This window comes from Cellulomonas sp. SG140 (genome assembly GCF_025770785.1).
GTDB lineage: Bacteria > Actinomycetota > Actinomycetes > Actinomycetales > Cellulomonadaceae > Cellulomonas.
Genome location: NZ_JANZLA010000008.1, coordinates 99655 through 112821, shown reverse-complemented (window position 1 = coordinate 112821; position 13167 = coordinate 99655). Strand labels below are relative to the sequence as shown.

At 72.9% G+C, this 13167-nt stretch carries 15 protein-coding genes; 6 read left to right on the top strand and 9 right to left on the bottom strand.

The features are described from left to right. Positions 1-16: 16 nt before the first annotated feature. Positions 17-1270: an MFS transporter gene (locus N0B34_RS14705; RefSeq protein ID WP_263732166.1), complete on the bottom strand. Its 1254-nt coding sequence runs from the start codon at positions 1268-1270 to the stop codon at positions 17-19. A gap of 56 nt (positions 1271-1326) precedes the next feature. Here N0B34_RS14705 and N0B34_RS14700 point away from each other — a divergent pair, with 56 nt between their 5' ends. After that, positions 1327-1752, top strand: a complete 426-nt coding sequence (locus N0B34_RS14700) for a MarR family winged helix-turn-helix transcriptional regulator (RefSeq protein WP_263732165.1) — start codon at positions 1327-1329, stop codon at positions 1750-1752. Positions 1753-1787: 35 nt separating this feature from the next. Here the strand turns inward: N0B34_RS14700 and yidD are convergent, their stop codons facing one another. Next, positions 1788-2072 (bottom strand): membrane protein insertion efficiency factor YidD, encoded by a 285-nt coding sequence (yidD, locus tag N0B34_RS14695; protein WP_263732164.1) that lies wholly within the window; start codon positions 2070-2072, stop codon positions 1788-1790. Positions 2073-2189: 117 nt separating this feature from the next. Between yidD and N0B34_RS14690 the strand changes: the two genes are divergently transcribed. Next, on the top strand, positions 2190-2969 hold the full coding sequence (locus tag N0B34_RS14690) for an MBL fold metallo-hydrolase (RefSeq protein WP_263732163.1): 780 nt from the start codon (positions 2190-2192) through the stop codon (positions 2967-2969). A gap of 15 nt (positions 2970-2984) precedes the next feature. Here N0B34_RS14690 and N0B34_RS14685 read toward each other — a convergent pair whose 3' ends face one another. Next, a complete protein-coding gene (locus tag N0B34_RS14685) occupies positions 2985-4019 on the bottom strand; it encodes a LacI family DNA-binding transcriptional regulator (RefSeq protein WP_263732162.1) in 1035 nt (344 codons plus the stop codon). A gap of 279 nt (positions 4020-4298) precedes the next feature. On the opposite strand from N0B34_RS14685, the gene N0B34_RS14680 reads away from it, so the two are divergent. From N0B34_RS14680 to N0B34_RS14665, 4 genes are all read left to right on the top strand, one after another. Then, the gene (locus tag N0B34_RS14680) at positions 4299-5570 is read left to right on the top strand and encodes an ABC transporter substrate-binding protein (RefSeq protein WP_263732161.1); all 1272 of its coding nucleotides are present in this window, start codon (positions 4299-4301) and stop codon (positions 5568-5570) included. Positions 5571-5645: 75 nt separating this feature from the next. Further along, positions 5646-6596 carry a carbohydrate ABC transporter permease gene (locus N0B34_RS14675; RefSeq protein WP_263732160.1) on the top strand — a complete coding sequence of 317 codons (951 nt, stop codon included), beginning with the start codon at positions 5646-5648 and terminating at the stop codon, positions 6594-6596. Next, positions 6596-7462: a carbohydrate ABC transporter permease gene (locus tag N0B34_RS14670; protein ID WP_263732159.1), complete on the top strand. Its 867-nt coding sequence runs from the start codon at positions 6596-6598 to the stop codon at positions 7460-7462. Before N0B34_RS14675 ends, N0B34_RS14670 begins: the two co-directional genes overlap by 1 nt. Continuing rightward, positions 7459-8703, top strand: coding sequence for a family 1 glycosylhydrolase (locus N0B34_RS14665; protein WP_263732158.1), 1245 nt, complete (start codon positions 7459-7461; stop codon positions 8701-8703). The genes N0B34_RS14670 and N0B34_RS14665 overlap by 4 nt, the downstream gene beginning before the upstream one ends. A 58-nt stretch (positions 8704-8761) precedes the next feature. On the opposite strand, the gene nagB is transcribed toward N0B34_RS14665, so the two are convergent. The 6 genes from nagB to N0B34_RS14635 are packed head-to-tail and all read right to left on the bottom strand — an operon-like array spanning position 8762 to position 13153. Beyond that, positions 8762-9544: a glucosamine-6-phosphate deaminase gene (gene nagB / locus N0B34_RS14660; RefSeq protein ID WP_263732157.1), complete on the bottom strand. Its 783-nt coding sequence runs from the start codon at positions 9542-9544 to the stop codon at positions 8762-8764. A 38-nt stretch (positions 9545-9582) separates the two neighbouring features. Further along, positions 9583-10812, bottom strand: coding sequence for an N-acetylglucosamine-6-phosphate deacetylase (locus N0B34_RS14655; protein ID WP_263732156.1), 1230 nt, complete (start codon positions 10810-10812; stop codon positions 9583-9585). 7 nt (positions 10813-10819) lie between these two features. Next, a complete protein-coding gene (locus tag N0B34_RS14650) occupies positions 10820-11716 on the bottom strand; it encodes a D-hexose-6-phosphate mutarotase (protein WP_263732155.1) in 897 nt (298 codons plus the stop codon). After that, on the bottom strand, positions 11713-12432 hold the full coding sequence (locus tag N0B34_RS14645; RefSeq protein WP_263732154.1) for an HAD family hydrolase: 720 nt from the start codon (positions 12430-12432) through the stop codon (positions 11713-11715). Before N0B34_RS14645 ends, N0B34_RS14650 begins: the two co-directional genes overlap by 4 nt. Then, positions 12423-12887: a PTS glucose transporter subunit IIA gene (locus N0B34_RS14640; protein ID WP_263732153.1), complete on the bottom strand. Its 465-nt coding sequence runs from the start codon at positions 12885-12887 to the stop codon at positions 12423-12425. The genes N0B34_RS14645 and N0B34_RS14640 overlap by 10 nt, the downstream gene beginning before the upstream one ends. Continuing rightward, a complete protein-coding gene (locus tag N0B34_RS14635; protein WP_263732152.1) occupies positions 12887-13153 on the bottom strand; it encodes a PTS glucose/sucrose transporter subunit IIB in 267 nt (88 codons plus the stop codon). The genes N0B34_RS14640 and N0B34_RS14635 overlap by 1 nt, the downstream gene beginning before the upstream one ends. Positions 13154-13167: the final 14 nt, after the last annotated feature.

Sequence of the window (13167 nt, the reverse complement as noted above, 5' to 3'; positions counted from 1 at the left end):
TGGGTGAGCGGGGCGATCAGGCCTGGGGCGCCGCGGACCGGAGCAGCGGCAGGCAGGCGAGGGTGAGCAGCAGGAGGACGGCCGCGGCCAGCAGCCCGGCGCGGTGGACGACGAGGGCGGGGAGCGTGCCCGCGGTCAGCAGGGTGCCGAAGACGATTGGCCCGAGGGCGGCGCCGGTCTGGCGGATCGCGTTGCTCACGCCGCCGGCAGCCGGCACCAGCGCGGCCGGGACCGAGCCGACCGCCACCGCGGGGGAGGTGGCCATGACCACCCCGCAGCCGGCGCCCATCACCAGCAGGCGTAGCGCCACGGGGCCGAACCGGCCGTCGTCCAGCGTCGCCAGGCTGAGCGCGCCCACCGTCCCCAGGGCCAGTCCGCATACCAGGAGCGCGGCCGGCCGGACCTGCGCGGCGAGGCGCCCGGCGAGCAGACCGGCGACCGCGTTCGCGACGAAGAAGGCGGCGAGCCGAGTGGCGGCGCCGAGCGCGCCGACGTGCTGACCGTCCAGGTACAGCCCGACGGTCACCACGATGCCGACGGTCACCAGCAGCACACCGCCGGCGCCGAGCGAGGCGAGGTCGAACGTCGCACTGCGGAACAGCGCCGTGGGGACCAGGGGTGTGCGTCGCCCGGCCGAAGCCGGGTCCCCACCGGCGGACCGCAGCGCCGCGACCAGGGCAAGAGCGCCGAGCACGACCGGCGCGGCGACCAACCGCCAGTCGCCCACCAGCACCACGGCCGCCACCAGGAACGGTCCGGTGCCCAGCCCGGCGACCGTGGCGGCGGACCAGCCGGCCGTCCGTCGTGCCCGCGCCGCACCGTCCCCGGGGATCCGGCTGAGGGCCACCAGGCTGCCGGTCATCGCGAGCGCCGCTCCGACGCCGGCGAGACCCTCGCCGACCCACGCCGCCCCCAGTGCGGCCCGCGGAGCGACCAGCCCGCCAGCCATCACGACCGTACCGGCGGCCGTGAGTGCGAGTCCCACGCGGACCACCTGTGCTGCTCCGCGCCGGGCGACCAGCGCGCCGGCCGGCAGCACCGCGACCGCGATCGCCGTCGCGAACGCGTCGGGCACCCACGCGAGCGTGGCGCCGGTGGCGTGCGTGGTGCGTGCGACGAGGGCGAGCGCACCCGTCGCCACGGAGAACGGCCAGTACGCCACCAGCATCGACATGCACAGCGCGAGCACCGTGCCGGTGCTGCGCCGGGGGAGTGCCGGGGCTACGGGTGCATCGGCGATGCCTGCGGGCGGGTTCGGCTGCGAGGTCACGCGAGGACGCTAAGTCAACATGTTGAGATAAACAAGTTGAGACTAGGATCGGCGCCATGCAGACGTCCCTCCAGCGGCTCGGCCAGAGCCTCAAGCGCGCCCAGTGGCGCGACCACCGGACCATGGACACCGCCCTGCGCGCGGTCGGCGTGAGCCTGGTGCAGTGGGACGTGCTGCGCGCGATCGACTCGAACCCGGATGCCTCGGGACACGAGCTGGCCGGCATGACGTTCATGAGCGACCAGGCGTTCGCGACGCTCTCGACGCGGCTGCTGCGCGCGGGGCTGATCGAGCGCAGCTCGGGGGGAGGCCGTCGCCTGCACCACGCGCTGACGGCGGAGGGCCGCAGGCTGCTCGACGAGGGTGGCCGGGTGGTGGAGAAGGAGCTCGATGAGCTGTTCGCCCCGCTGGACGCCGCGCAGCGCAGCCAGCTCCAGCACCTGCTGGACACGCTGACCGGCACGGGACCGGCCACCCGCTGAGCAACCACGGCCAGCGATGAACCGCCCGGTTCCGATCAGAACCGGAACGGGACCGGGATAGGCCCGCAGCAGCAGACGCCCTCGCCGTGCAGGCGGGCCGGCGTGATCATCAGCGCGGCGCGGTAGCAGAGCGCCAGCTGTGCCAGCGTCGGCAGCACGGCGCCGAGCGCGCCCCGGGTGCGGACGGCCTCCCGCGCCGCCGCCGAGCACGACGGGCCGCCCGTGACGACCCGGGCCGCGCACGACCAGCCCTTCCGCGGCGAGATCGAGCGCTGGTACCAGCCGATGGCGGCGTCGGCGGCTCGGGCGAGTTGGCTCATCGTTCGACGGTACGGAGGCGGTGGCGACGACGCACCCGGACCGTGTCGCCCGCCCAAGCCCGGCGGCTGGCCGAGCGGACGCACGACAGCGTGGGCGGCCGCCTGCAGAATCACGACGTGACCTCCGAACCCCGTACGTCATCCGCTTCGGCGGTCGAGGCCCTGCTGGTCGGCGGCCCGACCCTGCTCCTCCGACTGGGCGGCGTCACGCTGCTCACCGACCCGACCTTCGACGAACCGCGCTCCTACCAGGCGCCGCGGGTGCTGACCAAGCTGACCGCCCCCGCCGTCGGCCCCGACGACCTCGGTCCGGTCGACGCCGTGCTGCTGTCCCACGACCAGCACTTCGACAACCTCGACGTGTCCGGCCGCGCCTTCCTGGACCGCGTCCCGCTGGTGCTGTCCACACCCGCCGCGGCAGGGCGCATCGAGCACGTCACCGGCCTGGCGCCGTGGGAGCAGACGACCGTCGGCCCGCTGACGGTCACCGCGCTGCCGGCCCGGCACGGGCCGGTCGGTGCCGAGGCGCTGTCCGGCGACGTCACCGGCTTCCTGCTGCAGGGCGAGGGTCTGCCGACGGTCTACGTGTCGGGGGACAACGCCGGTGTGGACGTCGTCGAGCAGATCGCCGCGCGCATCGGGCGGGTGGACGTCGCCGTGCTGTTCGTCGGCGCCGCCAACGTCGGTCGGTTCGGGCCGGAGCCGATGACGCTGAACGGGGAGCGGGCCGCGCGGGTCGCCGCGCTGCTCGACGCGTCCGTGGTGGTGCCGGTGCACGCCGAGGGCTGGGAGCACTTCACTGAGGGGGTCGGCGAGGTGGCGGCGGCCTTCGACGCGGCCGGTATCGCAGACCGCCTGCTCGTGCTGACGCCGGGTGAGCCGACCCTCCTGTCGTAGGTCACGCGCGGCGGGTCAGACGGTGCTGGACTCCCGCACGACGATGCGGAAGTCGGGCGCGACCATGCGGCCGGGGGCAGCGTCGGTGGTGCCCATGATCCGTTCGAGCAGCATCGCGACGGCCAGCTCGGCGATCTGCCGGCGACCCGGGTCGACGGTGGACAGGCTGGGGTAGGAGTAGCGGCCCTCGTCGATGTCGTCGAACCCGATGACGGCGACGTCCGCCGGCATGCGCAGGCCGCGCTCGTGCAGGGCGCGCATCGCGCCGAGCGCCAGGTCGTCGTTCATCGCGAACACCGCGTCGAACACCGTGCCGGAGCGCAGCAGCTCCCACATCGCCGCCGCCCCGTGGTGCCGGTCCCACACCTCGATGGGCACCACCAGCTCGTCCGGCGTCGGCAGCCCCGCCGCCTCGAGCGCCGCCCGGTACCCGTCCCGGCGTAGGGAGGCCGTGGTGCCCTGCTCGGCCGGGTGGGCGCCGAGCAGCACGATGCGCGTGCGGCCGCCGTCGATGAGGTGCGTGGTGGCGGCGCGCGCCGCCGCCTCGTGCTGCATGGTCAGGTGGTCGGCCTCGTCGAGCAGCGGCTGGCCGAGCACGACGACAGGGCGGCCGAGCGCGATGTCCTTCGCGTCGTCGCGGGTGAGCCCGAGAGGGCTGATCAGGGTGCCGTCGGTCAGGGCCAGGCGGGGGTCGCGCAGCAGCTCGCGCTCCCGTTCCCGGCGGCCGCCGGTCTGCTCGACCAGCACCACGTAGCCCTCGGCGCCGGCCGCGCGGATCACGTCGTCTGCCAGCTGCGCGAAGTACGACTGGTTCAGCTCGGGCACCGCCAGCCCGATCACGCCGCTGCGCCCGGAGCGCAGGTTCCGCGCGACGAGGTTGGGTCGGTAGCCGACCGCCGCGATCGCGTCCATCACCCGCTGGCGCGTGGACTCGCGCACGTGCGGGTGGTTGCGGATCACGTTGGAGACGGTGGAGAAGGAGACCCCCGCGGCGGCCGCGACGTCGTGCAGGGTCGGGGCGCCGTCTCCGGCTCGGGTGCTGTCTGCCACGCCCAGAGGTTATAACGTTGCAAGCATCAGTGGCACCGGATCGCCGACCGACATCGTCGCCTGGACGGCGGTCCGTCGCCGACCGTGGCCGGCTCTGCATCGCAGGTGACATGCGGGAGCGGCTCGCCCGCGTGACGATGAGGAGCAGCTCGACCGCGCAGCGTCGCGGCGCTCCGTTGACACCTCCCGAGGCGGTGGCTACAGTCCCGTTCAAACGTTGCAATTGCAACGTTGTAAACCCGACGATCGACGAAGTGGTCGATCCGAGAGAGGCCTTCGATGAAGAACACCGTCGCGACACTCGCGGTCGTCACCCTCGGTGCGGCTCTCGCACTCACGGGGTGCTCCGGCCCGGCCAGCTCGTCCAGCACCGCCTCTGCCGGTCCCGTCAGCCTGACCTTCTGGCACGGCTACACCGAGGCCGACGGCAAGGTCCTCGACAAGATCGTCCAGGACTTCAACGCGTCCCAGAGCGGCGTCAAGATCACCACGACGACCAAGACCTGGGCCGTCATCGGCGACACCCTGCTCCCCGCCCTCTCCGCCAAGCAGGGGCCGGACATCGTCGCCCTGCCCGCGGAGAACCTGCCGGTCTACGCCGCCAAGGGCGCCTTCGCCAAGCTCGACGACTTCTACTCCAGCGCCACCACCAAGAGCGCGTCGCTGAACCCCAACGCCGTCGAGATGGAGAAGGTGAACGGCTCCTACTACGGCGTCCCCACCGGCTTCGTCCCCCTGTCCGTGATCTACAACAAGGCCCTGTTCGCCAAGGCCGGCATCACCACCTTCCCCACCACCTGGGACGAGTGGGTGGCCGACGCCAAGAAGCTGACGGTCGACCAGAACGGCGACGGCACGCCGGAGCAGTACGGGCTCGCGCTGCCGGACCACGCCACCGTCGGCAACGGCGTGTGGGCCAGCCTGTTCTACGGCAACGGCGGCGCCCTGGTGGACGGCACGAAGTCCGTGGTCGACTCCGACGCCAACGTCCAGACGCTGACCTACTGGGCCAAGGCCGTCACGCAGGACAAGATCTCGCCCACCGGCCTGGACGGCGTGGCCTCGGACAAGCTGTTCTCCTCCGGCAAGGCCGCGATGGAGATCGGCGGCCCGTGGATGGCGAGCGTCGCCACCGAGAACAAGATCGACTACGGCATCGCGGGCATCCCTGCCGGTCCGAAGGGTCAGGGCGCCTCGGCCATCGGCATCTCCGCGGCCGTCACGGCGCAGGCCGGTGCGGCGAAGAAGGCCGCTGCCGAGAAGTTCTTCGACTACCTGTTCTCCAAGGACGTCGCCACGCAGTGGTCGCTCGGCTCCGGCTGGCCCCCGCTGCGCACCGACATCCCGTCGAGCGCCGTGTCCTCCAACCCCGTCGTCGCGTCGCTGACCGAGATCGCCGGCACGGCCAAGCCGCTGCTGCCCGGCGTGGCCACCAGCAGCGACATCCTCAAGTCGGTGGACGAGGCCACCCAGAAGGCGTTGGCCGGAGGAGACCCCGCCGGTCTGCTGAAGACCGCCTCCACCGCTGTCCAGCAGTCGCTGGCCGGCTGAGCCGACGCACCCGCGGTGGCCGTCGTCCTGACGACGACGGGCCGGCGGCCACCGCCCCTCCCCAGGAGAACCACCATGGCCACATCCACCCGCACCCGCGGTCCACGGGTGTCCTACCGGGCACCCGCACCGCTCGGCGGTCGACCGGTCGCCGCCGGGCACCAGACCCGCGTCGCCGTGCTGTTCATGGCGCCGGCGCTGGTGATCCTGCTCGCGTTCGTCGCCTGGCCGATGGTGTCGGCGCTGCGCCTGTCGTTCACGGACGCCAGCGGCTTCGGCGCCGAGACCTGGGTGGGCCTGGCGAACTACGTCCGCATCTTCACGGACCACAAGATCCTCGCGACGCTCGGCAGCACGGCGCTGTACACCGTGATGTTCACGCCGGTGGCCCTGGTCGGCGCGCTGGCGCTGGCCCTGCTGCTGACCACCCGCTCGCTGATCGGCCGCAACGTGTTCCGCACGGCGTTGTTCGTGCCGTTCATCGTGTCGCTGGCCGTGGCGGCGTTCGCGTGGAGCTACCTGCTCGACCCGCAGATCGGCCTGCTGACCTACTGGTTGCGCGGGCTCGGCCTGCACGTGGGCAACGTGCTGCAGGACCCGACCTGGGCGATGCCCACCGTGGTGCTCGTCGCCGTCTGGAAGAACGTCGGCTTCTACATGGTCATCTTCATCGCCGGTCTGCAGGAGATCCCGGTGGCGCTGTACGAGGCGGCCAAGCTCGACGGTGCCGGCGCCTGGCGGCGGTTCTGGAACGTCACGCTGCCGCAGCTGAGCAGCACCCTGACCTTCGTCGTCGTGTTCGCGATGATCGCGGCCCTGCAGGCGTTCGACCAGATCTACGTGATGACAAGCGGCGGCCCCTACCGCAGCACCCAGACGGTGGTCATGGAGATCTACCAGGAGGGCTTCAAGAAGCTCGACCTCGGCATGGCGACGGCGCTGTCCTACGTGCTGCTGCTGGTCACGCTGATCCTCTCCCTGGTCCAGCTCCGGTTCTTCGGCAAGCGTGAGAAGGACGTCGCCTGATGAGCGCTGTCACGTCCTCCCAGCGCCGGTTCAGCCGGCTCCAGCCCAGCCGCGCCGCCTCGCGCTGGCTCGTCCTCGCCGCCGTCACCGTGCTCACGCTGCTGGTGCTGCTGCCCGTCCTGGTGATCGTCTTCACGGCGTTCAAGCCGACCGCGGAGATCAACGCGTTCCCGCCCACCCTGCTGCCGGGCTCGTGGACGTTGGCCAACTTCGGCCGCATCTTCACCGACCTGCCGTTCGCGCGGCTGTGCCTGAACAGCTTCGTGTTCGCCGGCGGGGTCACCGCGTTCGCCCTGGTCTTCGACTCGCTGGCCGCCTACGCGCTGGCGCGGCTCGACTTCCGCGGCAACCGCGTGCTGCTGGTGGCGATCGTCGCGAGCCTGATGATCCCGTTCCAGGCGACGCTGATCCCCGTCTACCAGCTGGTGGCGCACCTCGGCTGGGTGAACACCTTCGCGGGGATGATCGTGCCGCGGGCGGCCGACGCGTTCGGGATCTTCTTCCTGCGGCAGTTCTTCGTCTCGCTGCCGCGAGACCTGGACAGCGCCGCCCGGATCGACGGCGCCAGCGAGCTGCGCATTTTCCGCTCGATTGTGCTGCCCAACGCCGTCCCGGCGCTGATGACGCTGGCGATCTTCACGTTCGTGAACAACTGGAACGACCTGCTGTGGCCGCTCGTGTTCACCACCACGCCGGAGATGGGCACCATCACCTCGGGGCTGACGCTGCTCACGGGACCGAGCGGGATCGTGCCCTACGGCACGATGATGGCCGGCTCGCTGATCGCCGTGCTGCCGCTCGCGGTGCTGTTCCTCCTCATGCAGCGCCGCTTCATCGAGTCCGTCGCCACCACGGGGCTCAAGTGAGCGCCCGCTGGTTCGCCGACGGACGGCTGCACTTCGCACTGGGCATCGAGGACACCTTCGTGCCGCAGAGCCGGCCGGGGGAGCGGGCGATCGACGAGTACGTGCTCACCGAGCATGACCGGCGGTACGCCGCCGACTTCGCGCTCGCGGCGGATGCCGGTGCGGACCTGCTGCGCTGGGGCGTGCCGTGGTACCGGGTGAACCCCGAGCGCGGCAGCTGGGACTGGTCGTGGACCGACCGTGCCGTGGACGCGCTGCTCGGCGCCGGGCTGCGGCCGATCGTCGACCTGCTGCACTACGGCACCCCGTTGTGGCTGGACGAGCAGTTCGCCAATCCCGACTACCCGAAGCACGTCGCCGAGTACGCGCAGCGGATCGCGGAGCGGTTCGGCGACCGGGTCAGCGACTGGACGCCCGTGAACGAGCCCACGGTGCACGCCCTGTTCTGCGGCGAGTACGGCTACTGGCCGCCCTACCTGACCGGTGCCGACGGGTTCGCGACTGTGGCGCTGAACATCGCCCGCGGGTTCGTCGGGACGCAGCAGGCGATCCGGGAGATCGCCGGGCCGGGGTCGACGTTCGTGCACGTCGACGCGGCGATGAGCTTCGTCGTCGACCACCGTGCGCCGGAGCACCAGGACGAGGCGACGCGGCTGCGGCACCAGGTGCACCTGGTCGAGGACCTGGTCACCGGGCGGGTGGACGACGCGCACCCGCTGCGGGCCTTGGTGGCGGCCGCGACGAGCGACGACGAGCTCGCGTGGTTCGCCGCCAACGCCGTGCAGCCGGACGTGATGGGGGTCAACTACTACCCCCGGCACTCCACCGAGCTGTTCGAGGCGGGGGTGCGGCACGTCGGCGGCTTCTCCGACCCGCGGCCCAGCGTGGACCGGGGGACCGACGGGCTGCGCGAGGCGGTGCTGGCGTACGCCGAGCGGTACGGCGCCCCGGTGATGATCACCGAGACGTGCGTGACCGCGACGGTGGCCGAGCGGCTGCAGTGGCTGGACGAGTCCGTCGCACTGGCCGACACGCTGCGCGACGAGGGCGTGAACCTCGTCGGGTACACGTGGTGGCCGCTGTTCGACATGTACGAGTGGACGTGGCGGCACACCGACCGGCCGCGCGCCGACCACCTGCTGACGATGGGCTTGTACGACCTGGTGGAGAGCCCGGACGGCCTGCAGCGCGTGCAGAACCCGGTGGCCGACCGCTACCGGGAGCACGCCCTGCGGCACTGAGCCGCGGCGCCGGGCGTCCCGCTACCGGGCATCCCGCTACCGGGCATCGCGCCGCCGGTCAGAGTCCCTGCCACTCCGGCTTCGCCGCGTACGTGCTGCGGAAGTAGTCGGCCAGCTGCAGCCGACCGGCCGCCGCCGGGTCCACCAGCACGCTCACGTGCGGGTGGTGCTGCAGCACAGTCCCCGGCCACATCGCGCTGACCGGCCCCTCGACCAGGTGGTGCACCGCCTCCGCCTTGGCGTACCCGGTGGCGATCAGCACGACGTGCCGCGCGGACATGATCGTCGCCAGCCCCTGGGTCAGGCAGTGCCGCGGCACCAGGTCGATGTCCCCGCCGAAGAACCGTGCGTTGTCGCCGCGGGTCTGCTCGGTCAGCGTCTTGATGCGCGTCCGCGAGGCCAGTGACGACCCCGGTTCGTTGAACCCGATGTGCCCGTCGGAGCCGATGCCGAGGATCTGCAGGTCGACACCGCCCGCGGCGACGATGGCCGCCTCGTACTCGGCGCAGGAGGTGACGACGTCGGCCGCCAGCCCGTCCGGACCCCGCACGGCGCCGGGGGCGAAGTCGACGCGGGACACGATCTCCCGGTCGATCACGTTGCGGTAGCTCTCCGGGTGGTCGGCCGGCAGGCCCACGTACTCGTCGAGCGTGAAGCCGCGGGCCTGCGCGAAGGAGATCCGGCCGGCCTGGTACCGCCGCACCAGCTCGTCGTAGATGCCCAGCGGGCTCGACCCCGTGGCCAGGCCGAGCACGGCGGTCGGCTTGGCGGCCAGCAGCTGCTCGATCGCGTCGGCGGCCAGCCCGGCCAGCTCGTCGGGAGCGGCGATGACGACTTCCATGGCAGGTCTCTCTCTGCTCTAGGGGAGGGGTGGCCCGGTCAGGGGGTGACGACGACGCCCGCGCGCCAGACGGTGATGGGCCGCAGGTGGTCGTCGACCACGACGACATCGGCCCGGCGGCCCGCCTCGAGCGCGCCCACCGACGGGTCGCCCAGCACGGTCGCCGGCGTGGTGGCCGCCGCGCGCACCGCGTCGACCAGCGGCACGCCGCCCGCCACGGTGGTGCGCACCACGTCGAGCAGGTGCGCCGTTCCGCCCGCGATCGACCCTCCGTGGGCCAGCCGCGCGACGCCGTGCTCCACCGAGACGTCCAGGGAGCCGAGCCGGTAGGCGCCGTCCGGCATGCCGGCGGCGGCCATCGCATCGGTCACCAGCGCGACGTTGTCGGCACCGACCAGGCCGATGATGCTGGTCACCAGCTCCGGCGCGACGTGCGTGCCGTCACCGATCAGCTCGAGCACCGCCTCGCCGCGCGCCGCCGCGAGCAGGTAGGCCGGGATCGGCCCGGGGTTGCGGTGGTCGAGCGGCCTCATGCCGTTGAACAGGTGCGTCACCGTCGGACGTCCGGACCGTGCCGGCCCGGCTGCCAGCCGCCGTCGCGCGTCGTCGAGCGCCGCCGTCGTCTGCGCCCAGCTGGCGTCGGTGTGCCCGAAGCTCGGCAGCGCACCGTTGCTGATCAGCGCGTCGACCACCCCGCCGTCGCCCGGCACGCCGGCCAGCTCCGGCGCCACCGTCATGGTGACCAGGTGCCCGCCGGCCAGCTTCGCCAGCTCGGAGGTCAGGTCGGCGTCCGGCGCCTGGATCAGCTCCGGGTCCTGCGCGCCGCAGCGCACGGTGGAGACGAACGGCCCCTCGAGGTGGATGCCGGCGATCTCCCCGGCGTCGGCCAGCCCCGCCAGCACCTCGACGCGCTGCCGCAACGTCTCCGGCGCGGCCGTGACCAGGGAGGCGACCAGCGTCGTCGTCCCGTGGGCGCGGTGCTCGCGGACCGCCACCATCGCCTCCTCGGCCGTGGCCGAGTCCGGGAAGCTGGCGCCGCCGCCGCCGTGGTCGTGCACGTCCACCAGCCCGGGAAGCAGCGTGGCGGGGTTCGCGTCCGCCTCCGGGACGTCGGACCAGCCGGCCGCGGCGGCCCCCGCCGCCTCCCCGACCCAGGCGATCAGGCCGTCGCGCAGCACGACGAGGCCGTCGGCGATCACCTCCGCCGGGGTGACGACGCGGCCGCGAAGGAACGTCGGTGCGCTGTGCTCGGACAGGTGCTCGGACATGCGGGTGTCAGACCTCCGTGGTGGCCGTCGGGACGACGCTCGTCTCGATCGTGGTGCTGAGGGTGTGGCGCTCGCCAGGGGCGAGCTCGACGGCGGCGGGGCCGACGTTGGCCGCCTCGACGCAGAGCATCGTCGTCCAGCCGTCGTCGTCGATGTCGGCCGTGGCCCGGGCGCCGTCCTGCCAGGGGTTCCACACGACCGTGCTGGCCGACCCGCGCTTGGTCACCTGGGTCCACCGGCCTCCGGCGTCGACCACCATCACCGGCTTCAGAGCACCCGGGTAGATCCGGTCGGTCTCGCCGGTCAGGCGCAGGGCGTCCGGGTCGCCGGGGCGCTCGGCACCGTCGGCCGTCTTGTCGACGTACGGGATGTCCTCGAGGCCGGTCACCTCAGCGGTGGTGACGTCGGTGACGGCGAGGTAGGTGTGCAGCGCCTCCTCGTAGCGGAACGGCCGGTCGCCGGTGTTGGTCACCTCGAGAGCGACCGTCAGGCGGGCGCCGACCACCACCGTGCACACCGCCGAGAAGGGGTGCGGCCAGGCGGAGGTCCGAGTCCGGTCCGAGTCGCGCAGCGACAGTCGGACGGTGACGTCGGTGCCGTCGTCGTCCGCACCGTCCAGCGTCCACAGGGCCGTGCGGGCGAACCCGTGCCGCGGGGCGTCCGGATGGTCGGCCAGCGGACCGAACCACGGGAAGCAGACGGGGATGCCTCCGCGGATCGCCGAGTCGGGGGTGAACCGGCTCAGCGAGCTCAGCCACAGCGCGGGCGGCTGACCGTGCGGCCCCCAGGCGGTGACGTGGGCGCCGTGCAACGAGATCGCGGCCCAGCCGTCGGGTCCGTCGACGTGCAGCATCGGCAGCGGGCCGCTGGTGTCGAGCCGGACGGAGGCAGGGAGGGTGGTCATGCGCTGGGCTCCTCGGTCGGGATGCGGGCGACGGCGTCGGCCAGCTCCGTGAGGTCGGGGACGGTCTGGTCGGCACCGGCGGCACGCAGGTGCTCGGACGGATGGCCCGTGGTCACCCCGATCACCAGGCCGACACCAGCCTGCCGCGCCGAGGCGATGCCCGCAGGGGTGTCCTCGACCGCCGCGAGGCCGGCCGGGTCGAGGCCCAGCAGCTGTGCGCCGCGCCGGAACGGCTCGGGGTCCGGCTTGCCGCACGTGCAGTCCTCGGCTGTGACCAGGGCGATGCCGGTCGGGTCGACGTGCAGCCGCTCCAGCGCCGCCAGGGTCCAGTCGCGCCCGGCGGACGTGACGACGGCGACGGGGACACCGCGCGACACGCAGCCGGTGAGCAGCCGGGCGGCACCGGGGACCGCCTCGGGCCGGACGTCGAGCGTCGCGAGCACGTCGAGCACGTCCTGCCGCAGCCGCTCGGGGTCCTCGTCGCCCCACGGGCCGGCCAGGCTCGCGAACACCTCGTGCGCGCGGCGACCGGCGAACGCGCGGACCACGTCGTCGTGCACCTCCCAGCCGCGGCGCGCGAAGTAGAGCCGGTACGCCTGCCGGTTGGCGGGCTCGGTGAGCACCAACGTGCCGTCGAGGTCGACCAGCAGACCCGCCCCGGGCTGCGCGAGCCGAGGGGCCAGCCGGGCAGCGACCGGTTCGGGGCTCAGTTCCACTCGAACAGCGCCGCCCCGGACCGGATCTCCGCACCCGCGCCGACCAGTTCGGTCAGGGCCTCCCGCTTGGCGTCGAGCGCGACCACCGGGCACATCGGGGAGCGTCCGCCGGCCTCGACCTCGGCCGGGTTCCAGCTGACCACCACGTCGCCGGCCTTCACCACGTCGCCCTCCTTGGCGTGCAGCGTGAAGCCGGCACCGCCGAGCTGCACCGTGTCCAGCCCGAGATGCACCAGCGCCGAGTGCTGCGCGTCCGCGGTGACGACGAAGGCGTGGGCGTGCAGCTTGACGATGGTGCCGTCGATCGGCGCGATCGCCTCGACCACGCCGTCCCGGACGGGGTCGATCGCCAGGCCGGGCCCGACGAGCTCGCCGCCGAACACCGGGTCCGGCACGTCCGCCATCGCGCGCACCACGCCGGTGACCGGTGCGAGCACCGTCAGGGGCTCCGACATCAGCGCAGGTCCCCGATCTCGGAGGCGAGCGTGTCCGCCTCGGGGCCGACGACCACCTGCACCGCGTTGCCGGACCGCACCACGCCGTAGCTGCCGTTGGCCTTCAGCGCCGCCTCGTCGACCAGCGACGGGTCGACCACCTCGACGCGCAGCCGGGTGATGCACGGCTCCAGCTCGACGAGGTTGTCCGCCCCGCCGAGCGCCGCGAGGATGTTCTCCGCCTTGCTCATCTCGATCTCCTTGCTGACCGACTTGCTGGTGACCACGGCCGTGGGCCGCC

Coding starts and splice junctions, on each gene's coding strand:
- N0B34_RS14640 (WP_263732153.1), bottom strand. CDS start 12,887: ATGTCGGAGCCCCTGACGGTGCTCGCACCGGTCACCGGCGTGGTGCGC.
- nagB (WP_263732157.1), bottom strand. CDS start 9,544: ATGGAAGTCGTCATCGCCGCTCCCGACGAGCTGGCCGGGCTGGCCGCC.
- yidD (WP_263732164.1), bottom strand. CDS start 2,072: ATGAGCCAACTCGCCCGAGCCGCCGACGCCGCCATCGGCTGGTACCAG.
- N0B34_RS14680 (WP_263732161.1), top strand. CDS start 4,299: ATGAAGAACACCGTCGCGACACTCGCGGTCGTCACCCTCGGTGCGGCT.
- N0B34_RS14675 (WP_263732160.1), top strand. CDS start 5,646: ATGGCCACATCCACCCGCACCCGCGGTCCACGGGTGTCCTACCGGGCA.
- N0B34_RS14650 (WP_263732155.1), bottom strand. CDS start 11,716: ATGACCACCCTCCCTGCCTCCGTCCGGCTCGACACCAGCGGCCCGCTG.
- N0B34_RS14700 (WP_263732165.1), top strand. CDS start 1,327: ATGCAGACGTCCCTCCAGCGGCTCGGCCAGAGCCTCAAGCGCGCCCAG.
- N0B34_RS14655 (WP_263732156.1), bottom strand. CDS start 10,812: ATGTCCGAGCACCTGTCCGAGCACAGCGCACCGACGTTCCTTCGCGGC.
- N0B34_RS14670 (WP_263732159.1), top strand. CDS start 6,596: ATGAGCGCTGTCACGTCCTCCCAGCGCCGGTTCAGCCGGCTCCAGCCC.